General features: G+C 66.0%; 14 protein-coding genes. 7 read left to right on the forward strand and 7 right to left on the reverse strand.

Going from position 1 to position 21,056, the window contains the following annotated elements:
• The first annotated feature begins 225 nt into the window (after positions 1-225).
• Positions 226-1,221 (forward strand): ornithine cyclodeaminase family protein, encoded by a 996-nt coding sequence (locus tag EP007_RS08345; RefSeq protein WP_128477215.1) that lies wholly within the window; start codon positions 226-228, stop codon positions 1,219-1,221.
• 76 nt (positions 1,222-1,297) lie between these two features.
• Here EP007_RS08345 and EP007_RS08350 read toward each other — a convergent pair whose 3' ends face one another.
• Positions 1,298-1,549, reverse strand: coding sequence for a DUF7535 family protein (locus EP007_RS08350; RefSeq protein WP_128477216.1), 252 nt, complete (start codon positions 1,547-1,549; stop codon positions 1,298-1,300).
• A gap of 215 nt (positions 1,550-1,764) precedes the next feature.
• Here EP007_RS08350 and alaS point away from each other — a divergent pair, with 215 nt between their 5' ends.
• From alaS to EP007_RS08360, 3 genes are all read left to right on the forward strand, one after another.
• The gene (alaS, locus tag EP007_RS08355) at positions 1,765-4,557 is read left to right on the forward strand and encodes an alanine--tRNA ligase (protein ID WP_128477217.1); all 2,793 of its coding nucleotides are present in this window, start codon (positions 1,765-1,767) and stop codon (positions 4,555-4,557) included.
• A gap of 143 nt (positions 4,558-4,700) precedes the next feature.
• Positions 4,701-4,865 (forward strand): hypothetical protein, encoded by a 165-nt coding sequence (locus EP007_RS17405; RefSeq protein WP_166035493.1) that lies wholly within the window; start codon positions 4,701-4,703, stop codon positions 4,863-4,865.
• Between the two features lie 325 nt (positions 4,866-5,190).
• Positions 5,191-6,066 carry an ABC transporter ATP-binding protein gene (locus tag EP007_RS08360; protein ID WP_128477218.1) on the forward strand — a complete coding sequence of 292 codons (876 nt, stop codon included), beginning with the start codon at positions 5,191-5,193 and terminating at the stop codon, positions 6,064-6,066.
• 110 nt (positions 6,067-6,176) lie between these two features.
• Here the strand turns inward: EP007_RS08360 and EP007_RS08365 are convergent, their stop codons facing one another.
• From EP007_RS08365 to EP007_RS08375, 3 genes are all read right to left on the reverse strand, one after another.
• Positions 6,177-8,060 (reverse strand): ABC transporter ATP-binding protein, encoded by a 1,884-nt coding sequence (locus EP007_RS08365; protein ID WP_128477219.1) that lies wholly within the window; start codon positions 8,058-8,060, stop codon positions 6,177-6,179.
• Positions 8,061-8,165: 105 nt separating this feature from the next.
• Entirely contained in the window at positions 8,166-9,380 is a 1,215-nt protein-coding gene (locus EP007_RS08370; protein ID WP_128477220.1) for an ABC transporter substrate-binding protein, read from the reverse strand.
• Positions 9,381-9,469: 89 nt separating this feature from the next.
• Positions 9,470-11,320, reverse strand: a complete 1,851-nt coding sequence (locus EP007_RS08375) for an IucA/IucC family protein (RefSeq protein WP_128477221.1) — start codon at positions 11,318-11,320, stop codon at positions 9,470-9,472.
• Between the two features lie 410 nt (positions 11,321-11,730).
• On the opposite strand from EP007_RS08375, the gene EP007_RS08380 reads away from it, so the two are divergent.
• Entirely contained in the window at positions 11,731-13,548 is a 1,818-nt protein-coding gene (locus tag EP007_RS08380; RefSeq protein ID WP_128477222.1) for an IucA/IucC family protein, read from the forward strand.
• Positions 13,545-14,216, forward strand: a complete 672-nt coding sequence (locus EP007_RS08385) for an RraA family protein (RefSeq protein WP_128477223.1) — start codon at positions 13,545-13,547, stop codon at positions 14,214-14,216. The genes EP007_RS08380 and EP007_RS08385 overlap by 4 nt, the downstream gene beginning before the upstream one ends.
• A gap of 68 nt (positions 14,217-14,284) precedes the next feature.
• Here the strand turns inward: EP007_RS08385 and EP007_RS08390 are convergent, their stop codons facing one another.
• The 3 genes from EP007_RS08390 to EP007_RS08400 are packed head-to-tail and all read right to left on the reverse strand — an operon-like array spanning position 14,285 to position 19,228.
• The gene (locus tag EP007_RS08390) at positions 14,285-16,348 is read right to left on the reverse strand and encodes an IucA/IucC family protein (protein ID WP_128477224.1); all 2,064 of its coding nucleotides are present in this window, start codon (positions 16,346-16,348) and stop codon (positions 14,285-14,287) included.
• Between the two features lie 31 nt (positions 16,349-16,379).
• Positions 16,380-17,870, reverse strand: a complete 1,491-nt coding sequence (locus EP007_RS08395; RefSeq protein WP_128477225.1) for a pyridoxal phosphate-dependent decarboxylase family protein — start codon at positions 17,868-17,870, stop codon at positions 16,380-16,382.
• Positions 17,867-19,228, reverse strand: coding sequence for a diaminobutyrate--2-oxoglutarate transaminase (locus EP007_RS08400; RefSeq protein WP_128477226.1), 1,362 nt, complete (start codon positions 19,226-19,228; stop codon positions 17,867-17,869). Before EP007_RS08400 ends, EP007_RS08395 begins: the two co-directional genes overlap by 4 nt.
• 281 nt (positions 19,229-19,509) lie before the next feature.
• On the opposite strand from EP007_RS08400, the gene glnA2 reads away from it, so the two are divergent.
• Positions 19,510-20,850, forward strand: coding sequence for a gamma-glutamylputrescine synthetase (gene glnA2, locus EP007_RS08405; protein ID WP_128477227.1), 1,341 nt, complete (start codon positions 19,510-19,512; stop codon positions 20,848-20,850).
• Positions 20,851-21,056 lie beyond the last annotated feature (206 nt).

The following is a 21,056-nucleotide window of genomic DNA, read 5'->3' on the forward strand; positions in this document are numbered from 1 at the left end:
AGGCTGGGCCAAAGCAGAATGGGGTTACATCTATCATGGTTACCTCCACTTTCTTATTTTCTTTAGAAAATATAAATTTTACCATTTACCTCTCCATATATTTCCAATGGGGGCAAAATAGTAGTTTGTTGATAATCTCGTCCCAGAACGACTTTACGACAGACATCGCGCGTCGCCACGAGTAGTTCATACACTTTATAACGACACGCCGACGACCAACTACGTATGGACACGCTCCTGCTGAATCAGGACGCCGTAGACGAGAACACCCAAATGCCGGACGTAATCCGGGCAATCGAGGACGCGTTCGCTGCGTACGCCCGCGGCGACGCCCAGATGCCCGCGAAGTCGTACATCGACCTGCCCCAGTACAACGGGGACTTCCGGTCGATGCCCGCCTACCTCGAAGCCGACGACTGGGACGCCGCCGGTATCAAGTGGGTTAACGTCCACCCGGACAACCCCGAGAACTTCGACCTGCCGACCGTGATGGGCACGATGGTCTACTCGAACCCCGAGACCGCTTTCCCGCTGGCCATCATGGACGGCACCGAACTCACGATGAAGCGCACCGGCGCGGCCGCCGCGGTCGCCACCGACTACCTCGCCGTCGAGGACGCGACGACGATGGGCGTCATCGGCGCTGGCGTCCAGTCGTACACCCAACTCGAAGCCATCTCGGAGGTCCGACCCATCGAGGAAGTCGTCGTCAGCGACTTGGACGAGGAGCGCGTCGCCGACTTCATCGAGTATTTCGAGGACGACTTCGACGTGCGCGCTGGCTCCATCGAGGAGGCCGCCCAGTGCGACGTGCTTTCGACGGTCACGCCAGTTGAGGACCCCATCGTGACGCGCGAGGACATCGGCGAACACACCCACGTCAACGCGATGGGTGCCGACGCCGAGGGCAAGCACGAACTCGCCGACGAGATTCTGCTCGACTCGAAACTGGTCATCGACGACCACGCCCAGACGACCCACTCGGGCGAAATCAACGTCCCCTACCACGAGGGCGTCTTATCCGACGACGACATTTACGGCGAAGTCGGCGACATCGTGGTCGGTGACATCGACGGTCGGACCGACGACGACGGCATCACCGTCTTCGACAGCACCGGTCTCGCCATCCAAGACGTTGCGGCGGCCCACGTCGTCTACGAACACGCCGACGAGAACGACAACGGCTACCCCTTCGACCTCATCGGCACCGGAACGCAGTGAGCGCGTAGCGCGACGAGTCGAGAAAACTGGCGCACCGACCCGCGTAGTCTTTTCGGCCTGACCGTCCCGTCGGCGGTCAGGGAACGCGGTTGGTCGGCGCTTTGCGGGCGAGAAAGCCCGTGATTTTCGAGACGACCCAGACGACCACGATGAACGGCAGGAGCGGAATCAGCAGGACGACCAGCCCCAGTCCGTACGCGATTCCGATGGTGGTCATCTCGGCGTCCGGTCGCCCCCGGAAAGACGGCGTAACCGTCCGCAAGGCCTTCTCGACCGGTGCTGGCGTCACTCTCCCGTCGTCGGTTTCGTCGGCACCCCTGCTGCTCATAAAACGGGATATCGACGAGCGGAGTCATAAGCGTTTGTGGCGGAAACTCGTGCTCGGAGCGGCTGGTTCGTTTCGACGCGGTACCGTTCGCCGTTTGCCGTCACGGGGAGCCGAAACGCCCGACGAGGCGGGGGCTTTCCCGACGACTCGAAACGCCGGAGTATAGTAGATTTGCGGAACTGTTTTACCCGTTCGTTAGCGAATTAGGGATAATAATGAGCGAACTCGAAGCGGAGTACCGCCTCGATTATTTCGAGGAGGAGGGATTCGTCAGGAAGGAGTGTACCGAGTGCGGTGACTTCTTCTGGACGCGCGACCCCGACCGAACGACGTGCGGCGAACCGCCCTGCGAGACCTACCAGTTCATCGACGACCCCGGATTCGCCGAGGAGTACACCCTCGAAGAGATGCGCGAGGCGTTCCTCTCGTTCTTCGAGGAGAACGACCACGAGCGCATCGACCCCTATCCCGTGGCCGCGAACCGTTGGCGCGACGACGTGCTACTCACGCAGGCGTCAATCTACGACTTCCAGCCGCTCGTCACCTCCGGCGAGACGCCGCCGCCCGCGAATCCGCTGACGATTAGCCAGCCCTGCATCCGGATGCAGGACATCGACAACGTGGGCAAGACGGGCCGACACACGATGGCCTTCGAGATGATGGCCCACCACGCGTTTAACGCCCGCGAGGACCTCGAAGACCCCGACCAGTACGCCTATCAGGGCGAGGTCTACTGGAAGGACGAGACGGTCCAGTATTGCGACGAGTTCTTCGAGTCGATGGGCGCGGACTTGGACGAAATCACGTACATCGAGGACCCGTGGGTCGGCGGCGGCAACGCCGGACCCGCCATCGAGGTCATCTACAAGGGCGCGGAACTTGCCACGCTGGTCTTCATGTCGATGGAGCAGGACCCCGACGGCGACTACGAGATGAAGGACGGCAACCGGTACTCCAAGATGGACACCTACATCGTGGACACCGGTTACGGTCTCGAACGCTGGACGTGGATGTCGCAGGGCACGCCGACCGTCTACGAGGCGATATACCCCGAGATGATTTCGTTCCTCAAGGAGAACGCGGGCATCGACCACTCCGAGGAGGAAGAGACGCTCGTCCACCGCGCGTCGAAACTGGCGGGCCACATGGACATCGACGAGGCCGAGGATATGGAGGCCGCCCGCGACAACATCGCTCGCGAGTTGGACGTTTCGACCGCGGAGTTAGAGACCCTGCTCGAACCCCTCGAAGACATCTACGCCATCGCGGACCACTGCCGGACGCTGGCGTACATGCTCGGCGACGGCATCGTCCCGAGCAACGTCGGCACGGGCTATCTCGCCCGGATGGTTCTCCGGCGGACCAAGCGCCTCTGTGACAGCGTCGGCGTGGACGCGCCGCTCGACGAACTCGTAGACATGCAGGCCGAGCGACTGGAGTACGAGAACCGCGACACGGTTCGGGACATCGTTCGTACCGAGGTCGAGAAGTACCGCGAGACGCTCGAACAGGGCGGTCGCCGGGTCGAACGGCTCGCCGAGGAGTACGCCGAAAAGGGCGACCCGATTCCGACCGACGAACTGGTCGAACTCTACGACTCCCACGGCATCCAACCGGACATGGTCGAGGAGATCGCCGCGGAGTTCGGGACCGGCGTCGAGGTACCCGACGACTTCTACAGCGTCGTCGCCTCCCGCCACGACTCCGGGCAGGCCGTCGAGGAAGAGGAGGAGACCGACGACAGACTCGCCGACCTGCCGGAGACCGAGCGCCAGTTCTACGAGGACCAGTACGGCACCGACTTCGAGGCCGTCGTCCTCGACGTGTTCGAGCGCGAGGACGAGGACGGTGAGACGATGTACGATATCGTTCTCGACCAGACGATGTTCTACCCCGAAGGCGGCGGCCAACCCGCCGACCACGGGACCCTGACCACCGACGAGGCGAGCGTGAAGGTCAGCGACGTGCAGACTGAAAACGGCGTCATCCTCCACCGGACCGACGAACCGGTCGGTAAGGGCGACATCGTCCGCGGGAAGATAGACCGCGCGCGTCGCCGTCGGTTGATGCGCCACCACACCGCGACCCACCTCGTCGTCCACGCGGCCCGCGAGGTGTTGGGCGACCACATCCGGCAGGCGGGTGCCCAGAAGGGCATCGATAGCTCGCGCATCGACGTGCGCCACTACGACCGCATCGACCGCGAGACCCGCGAGGAGATAGAGATGGTCGCCAACGAACTCGTGATGGAAAACACGTCGGTCCAACAGGAGTGGCCCAACCGCCACGAGGCCGAAGAGGAGTACGGCTTCGATCTCTATCAGGGCGGCATCCCCGCGGGCCAGAACATCCGACTCATTCACGTCTCCGAGGACGTGCAGGCCTGCGGCGGCACCCACGTCCGGCGCACGGGCGACGTGGGCACCATCAAGATTCTGAACACCGAGCGCGTGCAGGACGGCGTCGAACGCCTCACCTTCGCGGCGGGCGAGGCCGCCATCGAGGCGACCCAGCGCACCGAGCGAGCGCTGTCCGACGCCGCGGACGTGCTGGACGTGGTTCCCGAGGAGGTCCCCGAGACCGCCGAACGGTTCTTCGAGGAGTGGAAGGGCCGCGGCAAGCAGATAGAGGACCTCAAAGAGCAACTCGCCGAGGCCCGCGCCTCCGGCGGCGGAGGCGGCGAGGAGGTCGAAGTCGGCGACGCGACCGCGGTGGTCCAGCGCCTCGACGGCGACATGGACGAACTCCGAGCGACCGCCAACGCGCTCGTCGAGGAGGGCAAAATCGCGGTCATCGGAAGCGGCGCGGACGGCGCGACCTTCGTCGTCGCGGTGCCTGACGGCATCGGCGTCAACGCTGGCGAAGTGGTCGGCGAACTCGCGCGAAAGGTCGGCGGCGGGGGCGGCGGCCCGCCGGACTTCGCGCAGGGCGGCGGCCCGGACGCCGAGAAACTGGACGACGCGCTGGAGGAGGCCCCGGACGTGCTGAAGCAGGTCGCCAACGTCTGAGAGGCCGGAAGCCTGACTTTCGGTGATGTCGCAGAATCGGCTCGGTCGGTGGGTCCGTCACGGATTGTTACGCATCACCGCATCACTAATTACGCGATACTCTGAAGTGAGACGAGCCGGAACCGTTCCAACGGAGTCAAACCGTGACGAGCGACCAGTCCTCGCTACGCGAATCCGGAGACTCACCGCTTGATACCGACGAACGCCGGTCGTCCGACGACGCCGACGCGATGGAACCGATTCCGACGCCCGACGCCGCGGAGGAGATTGACCTCGAAGACGTTTTGAGCGCGTTCTACGCCGACTGAGCGCCCGGAGCGCGTCGGTCGGCGACCGACGCGCTCCCGCGAGTTACCTGTCGGACAGCCACCGCGTCGGTGACGCGGTGTTTCTCGCTGATGGTCCACCGTGGCTACGGGTCGCACTCTTCGAGGCAGACCTCCGATTTCAGTCGATTACGCACGAAATCTGAGTCGGTGTCGAGCGTGTCTTCACAGGGGTAAAACGCCCGTTCCAGTCAATAAACCAGCTAATCTGAACAATCCCTGACCTGAATGCAAAATCTTTTGTTTAGGGCTACCTAAACTCTCGCTTATTCATGACCGACGGGACGACAAAACACGGTGGTGCCCGATGACCCCGGAAATCGACTCGGAAGACCGCGAGACCGGACAACGGGCCGAAAGACAGGTCTTCGACGGCGGGGACTCCGACCGGAAGTCAACCTCGGCGAGCGTGCTCCACGCCGAAGACCTCGCACTCGGATATCCGGGTACCGACGAACCCGTCGTAGAGTGCGACCGCATCGACGTGCCCGAGGGAGAGATTACGGCGCTCGTCGGCCCGAACGGGTCGGGCAAGAGTACGATGCTGAAAGCGCTCTCGAATCACCTCGACCCCGACCGCGGAACGGTCGTCCTCGACGGCCGCGAGATTCACCAGTACGGCGACAAGGAACTGGCCCGCGAACTCGGCCTGCTCTCTCAGGAGAACGACGCGCCGGGGAGCATCACGGTCGAAGACCTCGTGTATCACGGTCGGTACCCCCATCGAGAGTTCTTCGACGCGGTAAGCGAGGCAGACCACGAAGCCGTCGAGCGCGCCATCGAACTCGCGGGCGTCGAGGACCTCCGCGACGAGGAGGTCGGTAGCCTGAGCGGCGGCCAGAAGCAACTCGCGTGGATTGCGATGGTCCTCGCGCAGGACACCGACGTGCTCCTGTTGGACGAACCGACGACGTTCCTCGACCTCCACCACCAACTTCGCGTGATGGAGGTCGTCCGGACGCTCAACGAGGAGGAGAACGTCACGGTCGCGGTTGTCCTCCACGACATCGCGCAGGCCGCGCGCTTCGCCGACAACCTCGTCGCGCTCCACGACGGCGAACCCTACGACTGGGGACCGCCCCGCGAAGTCGTCACCGAGCAACTGCTCGCGGACGTGTTCGAGGTGGACGCCGCGGTGACGTACACGCCCGACCCCGAAATCGTCCCCAAGCGGTCGCTGTAGCGCGGTCGCTCGATTCTCCGACGTAAGGATTCTCGGTCTCGGTCGTCCCAAAAACTGTCTTCTGGACGTTTCCTCCCGAAGGGTGTTCCGTCGAAGTCGCCTCGACTCCGCTACGGTCCCGCGAGGTCCGGCGGCGACTCGACGTTTCGACCCGCCTGCACCGACCACAGCGTCGCGTACAGTCCGTCCCGTTCGAGGAGCGCGTCGTGGTCGCCTCGCTCGACGATCTCTCCGTCGTCCAAGACGAGAATTTCGTCGGCGTCCCTGACCGTCGAGAGGCGGTGTGCGATGACGACGGCCGTCCGGTCGGCGGTGATCTCGTCCAGCGAGCGCTGAATCGAGAGTTCGGTCTCGGTGTCAACGCTCGCGGTCGCCTCGTCCAGAACCAGAATTTCGGGGTCCTGTAGGATGACTCGGGCGAGCGCGATTCGCTGGCGCTGGCCGCCTGAGAGTTTGACGCCGCGCTCGCCGACCTGCGTCTCGTACCCGTCCGGGAGACTCTCGATGAACTCGTGGGCTTCGGCGGCGCGGGCAGCGTCCCGGACCGCTTGGTCGCTCGCGTCGAACTGCCCGTATCTGATGTTGTCCGCGATGGTGCCGTCGAAGAGGAACGTCTCTTGGCTGACGTAGCCGACGGCGTCTCTGAGACTGTCGAGGGTCACGTCGCCGACCTCGGACCCGTCAACGCGGACCGCGCCGCCGTCGGCTTCGTAGAGTCGCACGAGGAGTTTCGCGGCGGTCGATTTTCCGGACCCGCTCGGACCGACGATGGCGACCTTCTGGCCCGGTTCGACGCCGAACGTCACGTCTCGAAGCACTTGCTCGTCGTCGTACGCGAACGAAACGCCGTCGTACTCGATTCGACCGTCCACCGATTCGAGGGCGGTCGCTGACGGCGACTCTCGAACGCCGACCGGAGCGTCCAGTAGGCCGCCGATTCGCGCGGCCGACGCCTTCGCGTTCTCGTACCAATCGACGATGTTCGAGAGTTGCGCGAGCGGCGTGACGAGTCGCTGGGTGAGCAGGATGAACACCACGAAGTCGCCCACGGTGAGTTCGCCGCCGAACGGGAACGGCGGACCGGAGAACACCCAGAGACCGCCGACGACGAACGTCACGAACAGGAGCAGTCCGGTCAGGAGTCGCATCCCCGGCCGGTAGAAGACGCTCAGTCTGATGGCGTCCATCGCGGCGTCGAACAGGTCCTGCGAGACGCGCTCGACTTGCTCGCGCTCGTACTCCTCGGTCGTGGCCGTCTTGACCAACTGGCTTCCGCTGAGTGCGTTCTCCAGTCTCGTGTTCAGGTTCCCGACTTCGGTCCGCCACGTCGCGTAGCGCGGTTCGACCGCGCGGACGAACCACCACGTAAACCCGGCCAACAGCGGGACGACGGCGAGGGTGATCGCCGCGAGCTGTCGGTTGAGATACACCAACAGCCCCGTGATGCCGAGGACCATCACGCCGATTCTGACGCTCTCCCGGAGCGCGTTGTCGAGGAACAGCTCCAGATTCGTCGTGTCGTTGTTGAGTATCGACATGAGTTCGCCCGTCTCGGCGTCGTCGAAGAACGACATATCGAGGTCAGTGAGCTTCTCGTAGGCGTCGGTCCGGATGTCGAGCATGACATCGTGGGCGAAGTAGTTCATGGCGAAGCCCCGCACCCACGCCGACAGCGCCGAGAGGACGAGCGCGCCGCCGACGAGCGTCGCCGAAAGTCGGAACTGGCCGTGGGCGCTCGTCGGGAGCCACGACTGAGGGACGAGCGGGAGCGCATAGGCCGCCTGCTGGTTGAACACGGCGTCGATGGTCGTCCCGAGGACGAACGGAACGACCAGTGCCGCGCCGTGCGAGACGACGCTGGCGAGCAACCCGACCGCGAGCCAGCGGGCCTTCGGTCGGCCGTAGCGTACGCAGAGGCGACTCAGCGGCCGCGAGACGTTTGCCTGCTCGAAATCGAGGGGCGAGCCGTCCTCGTCGCCGTAGTCAGAACTCATGTGGCGATTTCCATCGGCATCGGTTCGAGCGCGAGTCTCGCGGCGAAAACGACGACTCGCCGGGAGGGGTCGCGTCCGAGCGTGAGAACTGCATCGTCCTCTCCGTTAGATGTCGCCGTTGACGATGTCGGCGACGCGCTGGCGGTCGAACAACTCGTTGTCTCCCGTCACCGCGCCGAACTCGTCGGGGTAGAGTTGCTTGGCCGCGCGCTCGGTCAGGAAGAGGTTGTGAATCGGTCCCTGACGGAGGTAGCCGCCGCGGTAGACCCGGCCGTTCTGGACGGCCGTTAGCTCCTTGCCGACGGGGTGGTCCTCCATGTAGCCGAGGACGGTATCGCGGAATTCCGAGGCGGATTTGCCCTCGTGGCCCCGAATCAACAGCACGTCCGGGTCGATTTCGAGCAGGTTCTCGTAGTCGAGTTCGCTCCGGTTTTCCGTGCTAAGATTCTCGATGCCGGTACCCGACAGCGCGTCAGCGACGCCGAGGTCCCGCCACTGTTTCTTGCTCGTGCCCTTGTCGGTGAGCCGATACGGCGAGAACGATTCGGGTTCGTCGGTGCCCTCGTAGGTGAGGAACACGCTCGGGCGCTCGTCCGCTGGCGGCATCCGGGACTGAATCTTCCCGACGAACTCCTCGTGAAGCCGCTCGAACGCCTCGTAGCGCTCTCGCTCCTGAAACAGTTCGGCCATCTTCTCGAACGCCTGATAGAGCGTGTAGAACCGGTAGTCGTGCCAACTGTCGGACCGCCGGAAAATCATGTTTCCGAGGAACGGCCCGACCTTGCCGCTGATTTCCTCGATGTCGGACTGGCTCCAGTCGAACCAGTTTCTCAGCATCCCGGTGTCGATGACGTGAACGTCGCTGTCCATCTCGTAGAACAGCTCTTTCGACATGTCCGACTCGACCAAATCGTTCGACGCGATGCGCTCGTCGTCAACGCTCACGCCGGGCAACTCGTCGTACACGTCGGTGTAGTATTCGCCGGACTGTCCGATGCCGGTCATCCCGTCGGCCTGCCCCAGCGCGACGCCCATGTCGGCGTAGTCTCCGCCGTAGGGAACCCACGTCTCCGGAACCGACTCGAACGTCACGGCTCCGGTCGGTGCCATCGACACGGAGTAACTGGTGTCCTCGGTCGTCGTCTCCGGTTCGGTCGTCGTCTGCGTCGCGGTCGTCTCGCTCGCACCGGTCGTGGTGGACTCGTCCTCAGAGTCTGTCGTGCCGCTACAGCCCGCGAGCAGCCCGCTCCCGACGAGAGCGCCGTACGTCAGGTACTGTCGTCGCGTCGATACGTGTTTTCCGTCTCTTTCTCGGGACATATCTTTTAGGCCGACCTAAAAATTGAAAAGCGTTCCGATTGAGGGCGAACGCTTCCGAAACAGACGCTCGCAGGTCGGTGCGGTCGAACTCACTCCTCGCCGACTTCGTGGAGCGGGTTGGCAATCGAGCCGTGGCTCCGGACTTTCGGTCGCGTGCTGGTGTCGTCGTAGCCGTAATCGACCATCCGGTTGCGGTTGAGACAGTAGTTGGTGAACCGCGGCTTGAACAGGTCGAACAGCTCGAAGCGCTCGGACAGTTCCGGGAACCGGTCGTGGTACGACTCGACGGCCGACCGGACCTGCCGCCAGAACCGCGTCTCGTCGTAGCCGTGGTGGCGCGCCAGCAGGTCGGCGACGTACCGGAAGACGCCGACGAACAGCGTGCCGACGATGCGGACCGCGAGGGCGGGCGGCGGACTCCGGTGGAGGATGTGGTGTTTGTACCGGTCGTCGTCGCGCAGGTCCGTCGGGAGGTGTTCGAGCAGTTCGGGGAAGTCCCGGTCCACGATGCCCACCTCGTCCACGAAGTCCTTGATGGCGACCCGCACCGGCAGTCCGTCCTCGTGGACGAGGACGACGTTCGTGCCGTGGGGCATGAACACCACGCCGTACTTGTAGAGGTAGTGGAGAATCGGTTCGAGCAGGACCGACAGCAGTTCGTCGAGCCACGCCTCCAGCGACAGGCCCGAGCGCTCCACGAGTTTCGAGACGACCGGCGTCCCGTCGAAGTCCTCGTGGTAGAGCGCCGCGAGCGTCAGCGGTTCGCCCGACGGGAGGAGCGACGTGACGCTCTCGCGCCAGACGCAGGCCAGCAGTTCGTGGTACTGATACGGCGCGTTCTCTAACTGGCTGAGTTTCGGATGCTCGTAGTTGACGCTGGCGACCTCGCCGGGGAGCAACACCCCGAGGTCGTCGCGCAGGAACGCGTCGTCGTCTCGAACCGATTTGACGAACTCGGTCACGCCCGGCGCGGCCTCGGCCTGCTCGCCCAAGATGCCCCGGTAGACGTTCGTGTTCAACACCCGTATCGGCAGTTTTACGTGGTGTTTGTCCGAGTTCGTGACGTTCGAGAAGGTCCGTATCGACTGCTGTGGGAGGTAGTCGTCCGATGCGGTTCCGAGCGGAACGAGCGCGTCCGTGGCGATGTCCTCGGCGAACAGTTGGACGATGCTGTCGTTCCACTGCCAGTCGTGAACCGGCAGGAGGTGGTAGTTCGCCGGGTCGAGTCCGTCGTCGGCGAGTCGGTCCTGGAACCGGTCGTAGTCGTCGCCGAGTTCCGCCCGGAGGAACCGCTCGCGGTCGAGTCCGCCGACCGACGAGAACACCGCCCTGTCCTTGCGCGCCGCGACCCACGACAACTGTTGGGATTGCTTGGACTCGGGAGCGTACTGGCGGTAGTCCTCGTAGTCGAACCCGACCCGGCCCTTGTTGTAGGTGTACCACGGGTGGCCCTCCATCTCCCCCTCGATGCTCGCGTAGGGGAGCGAGAGAAGCGATTCGTCGGTTCGCTCGGTCTTTCGGGCGCGGATGTGGGCGTTCGCGACGAGCGTGTTGTCGAACTCTCGGACGAGGTGGGCGGCGGTCGATTCGGCGACCCCGATGTACTCGCGGGCGTCGAGCAGGAACTGAACCGGGTCGGTGGCGCGACGCCAGTCCCCGCGGTTCTCGCGGCGATGTATCGACTCGCGCCGAACTCGATAACTGTCGAGGGGCCGCGATTGGGCGTCGAACCGATACTCCACCTCGTCGCTCAATCGGAGGTGATAGCGGTTCCACCTGTCGTCGGGTTCGTCGTCGTCGGCCGGGACGGTATCGATCTTTGCGGGGACGAGTACGTCCTCGAACATGAACTCCGCGAACACTTTCTGGAGGAGGTCTTTCTGCACGTCCGTCCAGATTTCCTCGCGGAGCGCGTCCGTAACTCCATCAACGCGGTCCATGCTACGCCTCCGGCGACGCCGACGATTGTCCATGCGGTCCGATTCGGCACCACTCGCGGTGTTGCGATTGCCCTGCCATTGGTTTTTTGGCTAGCCTAAAAGTATATAATTCTTCGGTTCGAGACTCGATACACGGCGCGACCGTTTTCCAAGCGACGGGCTAAATCGGGGCGAGAGCTTGTAAATCTGGACTCTGGCGACAGTACGGGTGGGATAAACCCGCTCCCGTCGGGAACGGGAACCCCGTCCGAATCTCTATTTAGGCTGTCCTAAATCACGCTACTTATTAAGTTTTAGGCTAGCCTAAAGAAATGTACCATGCGTGCCACTGTAGACGACCGGCGGGGTTCGCCCGCGCTCGGAGGACCGACCGCGAGAGACAACCGCTCGACGGCGGAGGTGACCGCCGAATGACGACCGTGGGCGAATACTGCGAGACGCCCGCCGAACACGCCGAGTCGGCGACGCTCCACGCTGTTTTGAACTGTTACCTGCGCGAGACCGACGCCGGAACGTACGAAGCGACCGCACCGTCCGGTATCGACGCGCCGGACGGTGTCGTCCGACTCGAACTTCCCGAACAGGACGCGACGGTGGTCGCCCCGCTCCGGTACCGGTCGGCGACCGGACGCCACCTCTTCGAACTTCCCGCGTACACCCTCGACGGGGAGTCGCCGACCTCGCTCGACGCCGGGACGCTCGCGGCGCTCGTGCGCCGCGAACTCGCGCTTGGAACGCCGGGCGCGGACCTGACGGAGGGGACCGACCTGCTCCGGCGGGTCTTCGCGTCCCGTCGGGCCACCGAGCGGTTCGTCCGGGACCGCGAGTGGGACATTCCCGCCGACCTCGCACCCGAGTTCATCGAGACCGAGCAGTCGCTGGTCTACGGCCACCAGATGCACCCGACGCCCAAGAGCCGCGAGGGAGTCGCCGACCACGAGGTGCCGACCTACGCTCCCGAACTCGGCGGCGAGTTCCGCCTGCGGTACTTCGCCGCGGACCCGGCCGTCGTCACCGACCTGTCGGCGCGTCCGGAGAGCGCCGCCGAGTGGGTCGCGTCCGCGCTCCGCGAGAGTGACGCCGACCTGCCGCCGGAGGCCGCCGACGCGCTCAACGCGGGTCGGGTCCTCGTCCCGACCCACCCGTGGCAGGCCGACTACCTCGCCGCCGAACCGCACGTCGAGGCGGCGCTGAAGTCCGGTCGCCTCGACGACCTCGGGCAGTTCGGGCCGACGTTCTACCCGACTTCCTCGGTTCGGACGCTCTGGAGTCCGGACGCGCCCTTCATGGTCAAGGGGTCGCTCGCGGTCCAGATTACCAACTCCGAGCGCACGACCAAGCGGGCGGAACTCCGTCAGGGCGTCCTCGCCTCCCGCCTCGTGGACGCCGAGTTCGGCGACCTGCTGGCCGAGCGGTTCCCGCGGTTCACCATCGTGGAGGACCCGGCGGCGCTCGCGCTCGACATCGGGGAGGATTCCGAGTCCGGGTTCGAGACGGTCCTGCGCGAGAACCCCTTCCGCGGCGCGGACGCCGAGCGAGTCGCGCCCGTCGCGGCGCTCTGTCAGGACCGACCGGACGGTCCCTCCCTGCTCGCGCGCGTCGTCCGGCGACTCGCCGCCGACGAGGGCCGACCGGAAGAAGAGGCGGCCCGCGAGTGGTTCCGGAAGTATCTCGCGGTGACACTCCGCCCGACGCTCTGGTCGTACTTCGAACTCGGCGTCGGGTTCGAGGCCCACCAGCAGAACACGCTGGTCGAACTCGACAGCGACGGCTGGCCGACTGCGGGCTACTACCGGGACAACGAGGGGTTCTACTTCCCCGAGTCGAGATACGACCGAGTCGAGGAGTGGGTCCCCGGACTCCGCGAGCAGGTCGATATGGTCTGTGCCGACGACGTGGCCGACGAGTGTATTCGGTACTACACCGTCGTCAACAACGCCTTCGGCGTTGTGAACGCCCTCGGCGTCGCGGGACTCACCGACGAGACGGCGCTCCTCGAAGACCTCCGGGCGGAACTGTCGTCGCTCGCGGAGTACGAACCGCCCGAGTCGTCGCTCGTCTCGGCGCTCCTCGAACGCCGTCGGATTCCCTGCAAGGCGAACCTCCTCACCCGGTTCGAGGGCCGCGACGAGTTGGCCTTCGACCTCGAAAACGAGTCGGTCTACGTCGATATCGACAACCCGCTCGTGACGCGACTCGACGCGGCCAGCGGGAGGGAGGACCGATGATTGGCGACATCGACCGCCCCGACGACGAGCAGTTGCGCGCCCTAGAGCGAGTTGACCCGAACGAACTCGGCCATCACAAACACTTCGGCCACTCCTCGCCGGAGATTCAGTTCATGGGCACCGCTCCGTCGGGTGAACTGGTCGGAACGGCGGTGACCGTCAGGATTCCGCCGGTCGATGGGACGATGGTACACAAAGCAATCGAACTGGCCGGGCCGACCGATGTTCTCGTCATCGAGATGGGCGGCCACGAGACGAACGCACCGTGGGGTGCGGTCACGACCCACGCGGCCGTCGCTAACGGCGCGAGAGGCGTCGTCATCGACGGTGCCGTGACCGACACCGCCGAGATAACCGAGGTCGGGTTCCCCGTCTTCGCGCGGGCGCGGACCAACAGAACGGTCCAGCGCCTGAGCGAGAGTTTGGGCGGCGACGTTAACGTCCCGGTGCAGGTCGGCGGCGCGGTGGTCCGGCCGGGAGATGTCGCCATCGGCAACGACGACGGAGTGGTGTTCGTCCCGCGCGAAGAAATCGACGAGACCGTCGGGCGCTACGCGCGGGGCGACGGTGCGGAAGCCGAACTCATCGAGCGCCTGTACGACGGCGAGTCGCTGGCGGACATCTCAGGCGCGAACGACCGAATCGCCGAACTGGAAGACGGACGCTGAGAGACGCCTCGCGGTAAGTTTCCCCCTCTATTTTTTACAGTCGCGGGTCGGGCAGACGGCGAGACTGCTCACCGAGCGCCGTCGGTCGCCAGCGGATTCTGCACCGTCGTCCGTCGGTAGTTGTCTTCGTCGCGGAACCACGTCTCGGTCATCGACATGTGTCCGATTCGGTCGGCGAACAGCGACTCGCGGTCCGACCGAACGCGCGACTCGGGCACGCTGTCGTCCGCGGCGAGTCGCTCGAAGACGCGCTCGCACCGCTCGCGGACCAGCGACCAGCAGTCCCCTGCGGCGACGGGTTCGGTCTCCGACAGTCGCCCGATTAGCTCGCCGAGGTGGTGCTGGACCAGCGTGTTCCAGAGTTCCCCGCGGACGACCGCCGGGTCGTCGGCGTACACCTCCGACCCCGGATAGGGTTCGATTTCCCTGTCTGCGAGTCGCGGTTGGTGTATCCGGACCGCCCCGAAGTCGCTCATCAGCGAGGCGGTCGGACGCCCCTCGTCAAAGACCACGTAGTTGTTCTGGAGGTGCGCTTCGAGTCCGACGCCGTATTTCACGAGCAGCGAGAGCGGTCCCGGAACGACGGCGTCGAGGTACTCCCGGAGGAACGACTCGACCGCTGCCGGTCGCTCGGTGTGACCGGTTTGGGAGGCGTAGGCGTCCAGCATCGCCGACAGCACCGACTGCTCGCCGTCCGGCGGGCGCGCCAGTAGGCTCGCGGCCGTCACGACCGCCTCGTCGTCGCTCACCAACTCGTGCGTCGTCGGGCGCTGACGGACCAGCGCCGAGAGGTTGCGAACGTCGTCGTAGCCGTCTCCCTCGACGTGCGGACCGTCCGGCGGGTGGTAACACGTCGAGGCGAGTTCCTGGAGGACGCCGAACGAGCGGAACGATTCGCGCTCGCAGAGCGAGCGCAGTAGCGCCGACGCTCGCGGTCCGGTTATCGCGGCCTGCGGCGAGAGCGTTCGGACGGAACTGGTCGTCAGCACGTTCAGTGCCAGTTTGAGGTGCGGCGGCGTCTCCCCGCTCGTCCCCGACGTGTGGGGCGACACGGTCCGGAGCGAGAGCAACGGCGTCGCTGGCCGAGTGTAGTCCGACACCGGAACGACGACTCCGGCGCGGCGCGCGTCGGCGTATCGGTCGTGGACGACGGTCCGGAACTGCCACGGGTGGACGACGACGACGGCGTACTCGCCGACGGAATCGGGCACGGCGTCGGCAACCGCCGCCCGGAGACCGGAGAACTGCTCGTACAGTCGGTCGGTCAGCGTCAGGTCGCCGACCGACTCCTCGCGGGCGCGGTCCCGCCGGACGGCGACGAACCGGAGCGGAATCTCGTCGGTGAACTCGGGCGCGAACGAGAGCGCGTCGGTCGGCGAGAGGTTCCGGCGGGTCTTCGCTCCGGGATGGAGCGGGTGGCCGCTCACGGTGAGTCGGTCGAACGGGGCGCTCGCTTCCGCCGCCGGACAGTCGGGCGCGTCGGTCGGGCGCGGCGCGCCGTCGAACCCCTGCCACAGAACGCGCCGGGCGAGCGTGGCGAGCGCGAGGTTGGCCGCGCTATCCCCGAGGTTCGCGCGACACTCCTCGGCCGCCGTCGGCGTCGGGAAGAACCCCTCGCGGTCGAGCATCGTGACGAGCGTATCCGGCGACCCCACCGGAGTCGCGGAGTCGGGACCGCACCGGACCGCCCAGTCCCCGAACCGGAATCGGTCGAACGCGCGGCGCGCGACCACGGGGACCGCGACCAGCGCGTCGGACGCCGGAAACGGGACGAGTAACACTTGCTCGGCGTCGCCGAGGTCGGGAACGCGGCGGCGGAGCGTTGGCCAGTCCATCGACGCCAGCAGGCTACCGGGACCGTCCGGGAGCGTCGGGTCGTCGGTCCCGACCGTTATCGGCGTCGGCGCGCCGTCGGGGGTCTCGCGGGCCAGTCCGCCGAGGACTCGGAAGCAGATGGCCTGCCGGGCCGACGCGACCGCGTGGAGATACGCCTCGTCGCCCGGCGTGCCGAGGTCGTGCTGTTCGGCGTAGTACGCGCCCGCCGCCGTCGCAGTCCGCTCGGCGTCGGTCAACTCCGCGTGGCTAATCGGCGGCGGTCCGTCCGGTCGAGGTGGGGCTTGGCGTCTGGTCATGGTTCCGTGTCGTCGCTGGGTCGTCGGGGTCTCATCCTTGAAGCGTCGCCTCCGCGGCCGTGATAGTTCGCGCGCGATTCCGCACCGCGTCCAGTACGTCGCCAACGTCGCCGACCGTCGTCTTGGGGTTCAACAGCGTGAGTTTCAGACTGGTCGTCCCCTCGACCTCGGTGCGGCCGACCACGGCGTCGCCGCTCCGGAGCAACGCCTCACGTATCGCGGCGTTGAGTCGCCCTGCGCGCTCGTCGCCGACGCCCTCGGGGCGATACCGGAAGACGACCGCGTTGAGCGTCGGGTCGTTCAGCACCTCGAAATCCGGCGCGTCGGCGAGCATGGCGGCCGCGTCGTCGGCGAGGTCGAGCGTGGACTCGACCAGTTCGGCGAGTCGTTCCCGGCCGAGCGCCCGGAACGTGACGTAGGGTTTGAGCGCGTCGAACCGGCGGGTGGTCTGGACCGACTTCGAGACGAGGTTCGGCGCGTCGAGGTCGCCCTCCTCGGGGTTGAGATACTCGGCCGACCGCTCGATGAGGTCGAAGCGGTCGCCGTCTCCGAGCAGGAGCGCGCCGCAACTGATGGGCTGGTAGAACAGCTTGTGGAAATCGACCGCCAGCGAGTCGGCGCGCTCGATTCCGGCAAGCTTCTCGCGGTGGGTCGGCGAGAGCGCGAGCGCCCCGCCGTAGGCCGCGTCCACATGGAACCAGAGACCGTGTTCCGCGGCGCGGTCCGCAAGCGCGTCGAGCGGGTCGATGCTCCCGAAGTCGGTCGTTCCGGCGGTCCCGACCAGCGCGAACGGGTCCTCGTCGCGCTCCCGGAGGTCCGCGAGCGTCGCGTCCAGCGCGTCGGGGTCCATCCGGTATCCGTCGTCGGTTGGGACGGTCACGACCGCGTTCTCCCCGAGACCGAGGTGGGCGGCGGCCTGCTCGGCGGTGAAGTGGGCGGCCTCCGAGCAGAGGATACGCATGGCCTTGGCACGGTGGGGCAAGCCCGTCTCTTTTACCCGGCGACCGTACCGCTCGCGGGCGAACCAGTTGCGGGCCAGCAATAGCGCCTGAAAGTTCGACTGGGTGCCGCCACTGGTGAACACGCCGTCGCCGCCGGGACCGTAGCCGAACAACTCGCAGAGCTGTTCGACCATCCGGCGCTCGACGTGGGTCGCGGCGGGACTCTGGTCCCACGAGTCCAGCGACTGGTTGGTCGCCGCGAGCGCGGTCTCGGCCGCCAAGGCGGGCACCAGCGGCGGGCAGTGGAGATGGGCGACGCATTTCGGGTCGGAGACGCCGACCGAGCGCGACAGGACGCGGTCGGCGACTCCGTTCAGCGTCGCGTCGAGACCCTGCCCTTCGTCGGGAAGACATTCGACCGCCGAGAGTCGGTCGGCGTGGCTCGCGGAACTCTCCCCGGAGTAGGGGGTCGCGTTCTCCGCGAACGCCTCCACGACCGCTTCGCTGGCCCGTTCGACGGCCTCGCGGTAGGCGTCGTTCCCGGCGTCGGTGCCGAGAAACAACTCGTCCGCGCTCGTCATGGCGACCCGCCGGTCTCGTCCGAGACGGCGGCCCGGACCGACTCCCGGAAGATGCGACCGATGTCCTCGATTTGCTCGGCCGACACTATCAGCGGCGGCAGAAACCGGACGGTCGCGCCCTCGCGGCCGCCCCGCTCCACGATGAGACCGCGGTCGAAACACGCCGACTGAATCGCCTCGGCGAGGTCGGGGTCCGGCGGGTGCGAGCCGAGAGCGTCCGGTTCGGCCGCGCTATCGACCATTTCGATCCCGAGCATCAGCCCTCGGCCCCGAACGTCGCCGACCGCGGCGAACTCCTCGGCCGCGGCGTCGAGGTGGTCCCGGAGGCGCGCGCCCATCTCCTCGGCGTGGCTCGGCAGGTCCTCTTCGACGATATACTCGATGGTCGCTTTCCCGGCGGCCATCGCTAGCTGGTTGCCTCGGAAGGTGCCGGTGTGTGCTCCCGACTCCCACTCGTCTAAGTCCTCGTCGTAGAGCGTGACCGCCAGCGGGAGACCGCCGCCGACCGCCTTCGAGAGCGTCACCACGTCGGGCGTGATGCCGGCGCGCTGGAAGTCGTAGAGTTCGCCGGTCCTGCCCAGCCCCGACTGAATCTCGTCCACGACCAGCGGTACGTCGTGTTCGCGCGTGATGCGGCGCATCTCTTGAAGCCACTCGGCGGGCGGTGCGACGGACCCGCCCTCGCCCTGCACGGGTTCGAGGACCATCGCGGCGGGGTCAGTGAACCCGCGCTCGGGGTCGGCCAGCAGGCGCTCGACGTACTCTGCGGCGACCTCGTGGCCGTCCTCGCCGACGCCGAACGGACACCGATACGAGTAGGGGTACGGCAGGTGGTGAACGTCGCCCATCGTCCCCGAAATTTCCTCCTTGGGGTCCGTGTCGCCCATCAGGCCGAGCGAACCGTAGGTCATGCCGTGGTAGCCCCCGCGGAACGCGAGGACCGAGCGGTTGCCCGTCGCGGTCTTGGTGAGTTTGAGCGCGGCCTCCACCGCGTCGGTGCCCGCGGGGCTACAGAACTGAATCTTCGCGGAGTCGGCGAACTCGTCGGGAAGGCTGTCGTAGAGTGTGTCCACGAACGCTTCCTTGACCGGCGTCGTGATGTCGAGGGTGTGCATCGGCCGGTCGGCCGCCATCGCGTCCTCGATGGCCTCGACCACGACGGGGTGGTTGTGCCCGAGGTGGAGGGTCCCGGCTCCGGCCAGACAGTCGTAGTAGGTGTTTCCCTCCATGTCGGTGACTTCGACGCCCTTCGCCTCCCGGATCGCCATCGGGAGGTATCGCGGATAGCTCCGCGCGTTCGACTCTCTGTCGGCCTGCTGGTCGAGCAGTCGCTCGTTCGACGCCTCGGGTCGGGTCATCTCGAACCGCCTCCCAGCGGGATTCGGGTCGCCCCGAGGCGCGGTTCGGCGCGGTTCGTCGTCCGTGCGTCTCGACGTGCGTGAGGTGGAGTTCGTCGCGTCACAACTTTTAGGCCGACCTAAAAATTGAAAAGTATTTCCATCCGTCCCGATTTTTATAATTTAGGCTAACCTAAAGACTATAAATGAGGAGCGCTTCCGTTCGGTCGGAATCGCTGAGGGACTTCACGCTTCGAAATTTTTTAGGCCCACCTAAATCTCTTTCGCAGTACGGGAAATCAATGTCAGGAACCTCCGCGGTCGCCGAGCGATGCCGGGACGAGAACGTCGAGTTGGTCAGACTACTGTTCGTCACCCAGAGCGGGGCGGTCCGCGCTCACTCGGTCGATGCCTCGAAGGTCGAATCGGCCGTCGCCGACGGCGTGACGCTCTCACAACTCGTCCAGTCGTACAACGCGCTCGGACTCCGGGACAAGGACGGCCGGTTCGACGCCGCCGGGGAAGTCCGCCTTCGCCCCGACCCCGACACCTTCCGCGCGCTTCCCTACGCCGAGCGCGCGGGAGCGATGCTCTGTGACATCGAAACGCTCGACGGCGACCCGTGGCCGGTAGACCCCCGGTCGTCGCTCCGTGCGATGTGCGAGACGTTCCGGACGAGGGGACTCGCCCCGGAGGTCGCCTTCGAGAGCGAGTTCCATCTCTTCGCCGAGGACGAGGCGGGCGACCCGGTCCGGGTGGACGAACGCGGCGCGTACGCGACCGGAAGCACCCGCGAGACCCACGGGACCGTCCTCTCGATGGTGGACGCGCTGAAGGCCCAGAACGTCCCCGTCGAAAAATACTACCCCGAGTACGCCGCGGGCAAGCACGAAATCGTGACCGGCCACGATTCGGGTCTCCGGGCGGCCGACCACCACGTCCTCCTGCGCGAGACTGTCGAGAGCGTCGCGCGCGACCACGACTATCGAGCGACGTTCCTCCCCAAGCCCTTCGACCACTCGACCAACGGTTGTCACGTCCACCTCTCGCTGTGGGACGACGACAACGCCTTCTACGACGCCGACCGGGACGGTCTCAGCGACACCGCGCGCCGCTTCGTCGCTGGCGTCCTCGACCACGCGCCCGCGCTTGTCGCGCTCGCGGCCCCGACGGTCAACTCCTACGCGCGGTTGCGCCCCCAAATCGGGGCCGCCGCGTTCGTCTGCTGGGGCCGAGGCAACCGCGAGGCGCTGGTCCGGGTTCCCGCGCCGGAACCCGGTGACGGCGGCTCTTCGACCCGGTTGGAGTTCCGGGCGGCCGACAACGCTGCGAACCCGTATCTGGCCTTACTGGGCCTGCTCGCCGCGGGGAAAGACGGCATCGAGCGCGACCTCGGACCGCCGTCTCCCGTCTCGGCCGACCCCGGAAACCTCTCGGCCAGCGAGCGCGCCGACCGGGCTATCGAACGTCTTCCGCGCACGCTCGGGCAGGCCCTCGACGCGCTCGAAGCCGATTCGGTCCTGCGGGACGCGCTCGGGACCGACCTCTTCGAGACCTACCTCGAAGTCAAGCGAAGCCACTGGGAGGCGTTCACCGACAGCGCGGTCTCGTGGGAGCGCGACCGCCTCCGGCAGGTGTACTGACGGCGTGCCAGTTGGGGGCGTCGCCTCTTTTCTACCGGCGCAAGGACGCGATTCGCGTGGTCCCGCGAATCGCTCGGAGATTCGTGATTCTTGTTACCACGCATCGATAATCGACTTGTAAGACCTCCGAGTAGACCCGGTACGACGAAATCTCCCGCGAGAACTTGCGGGACGAACCGCTGGCCGACCCGCAACGTTCAAACCGG

It is taken from the genome of Halorussus pelagicus (genome assembly GCF_004087835.1).
Lineage (GTDB): Archaea > Halobacteriota > Halobacteria > Halobacteriales > Haladaptataceae > Halorussus > Halorussus pelagicus.

What these genes read in the sequence shown, in the direction of transcription:
- EP007_RS08345 (WP_128477215.1), top strand. Translation starts at nt 226, where the DNA reads ATGGACACGCTCCTGCTGAATCAGGACGCCGTAGACGAGAACACCCAA.
- EP007_RS08350 (WP_128477216.1), bottom strand. Translation starts at nt 1,549, where the DNA reads ATGAGCAGCAGGGGTGCCGACGAAACCGACGACGGGAGAGTGACGCCA.
- alaS (WP_128477217.1), top strand. Translation starts at nt 1,765, where the DNA reads ATGAGCGAACTCGAAGCGGAGTACCGCCTCGATTATTTCGAGGAGGAG.
- EP007_RS08360 (WP_128477218.1), top strand. Translation starts at nt 5,191, where the DNA reads ATGACCCCGGAAATCGACTCGGAAGACCGCGAGACCGGACAACGGGCC.
- EP007_RS08365 (WP_128477219.1), bottom strand. Translation starts at nt 8,060, where the DNA reads ATGAGTTCTGACTACGGCGACGAGGACGGCTCGCCCCTCGATTTCGAG.
- EP007_RS08370 (WP_128477220.1), bottom strand. Translation starts at nt 9,380, where the DNA reads ATGTCCCGAGAAAGAGACGGAAAACACGTATCGACGCGACGACAGTAC.
- EP007_RS08375 (WP_128477221.1), bottom strand. Translation starts at nt 11,320, where the DNA reads ATGGACCGCGTTGATGGAGTTACGGACGCGCTCCGCGAGGAAATCTGG.
- EP007_RS08380 (WP_128477222.1), top strand. Translation starts at nt 11,731, where the DNA reads ATGACGACCGTGGGCGAATACTGCGAGACGCCCGCCGAACACGCCGAG.
- EP007_RS08385 (WP_128477223.1), top strand. Translation starts at nt 13,545, where the DNA reads ATGATTGGCGACATCGACCGCCCCGACGACGAGCAGTTGCGCGCCCTA.
- EP007_RS08390 (WP_128477224.1), bottom strand. Translation starts at nt 16,348, where the DNA reads ATGACCAGACGCCAAGCCCCACCTCGACCGGACGGACCGCCGCCGATT.
- EP007_RS08395 (WP_128477225.1), bottom strand. Translation starts at nt 17,870, where the DNA reads ATGACGAGCGCGGACGAGTTGTTTCTCGGCACCGACGCCGGGAACGAC.
- EP007_RS08400 (WP_128477226.1), bottom strand. Translation starts at nt 19,228, where the DNA reads ATGACCCGACCCGAGGCGTCGAACGAGCGACTGCTCGACCAGCAGGCC.
- glnA2 (WP_128477227.1), top strand. Translation starts at nt 19,510, where the DNA reads ATGTCAGGAACCTCCGCGGTCGCCGAGCGATGCCGGGACGAGAACGTC.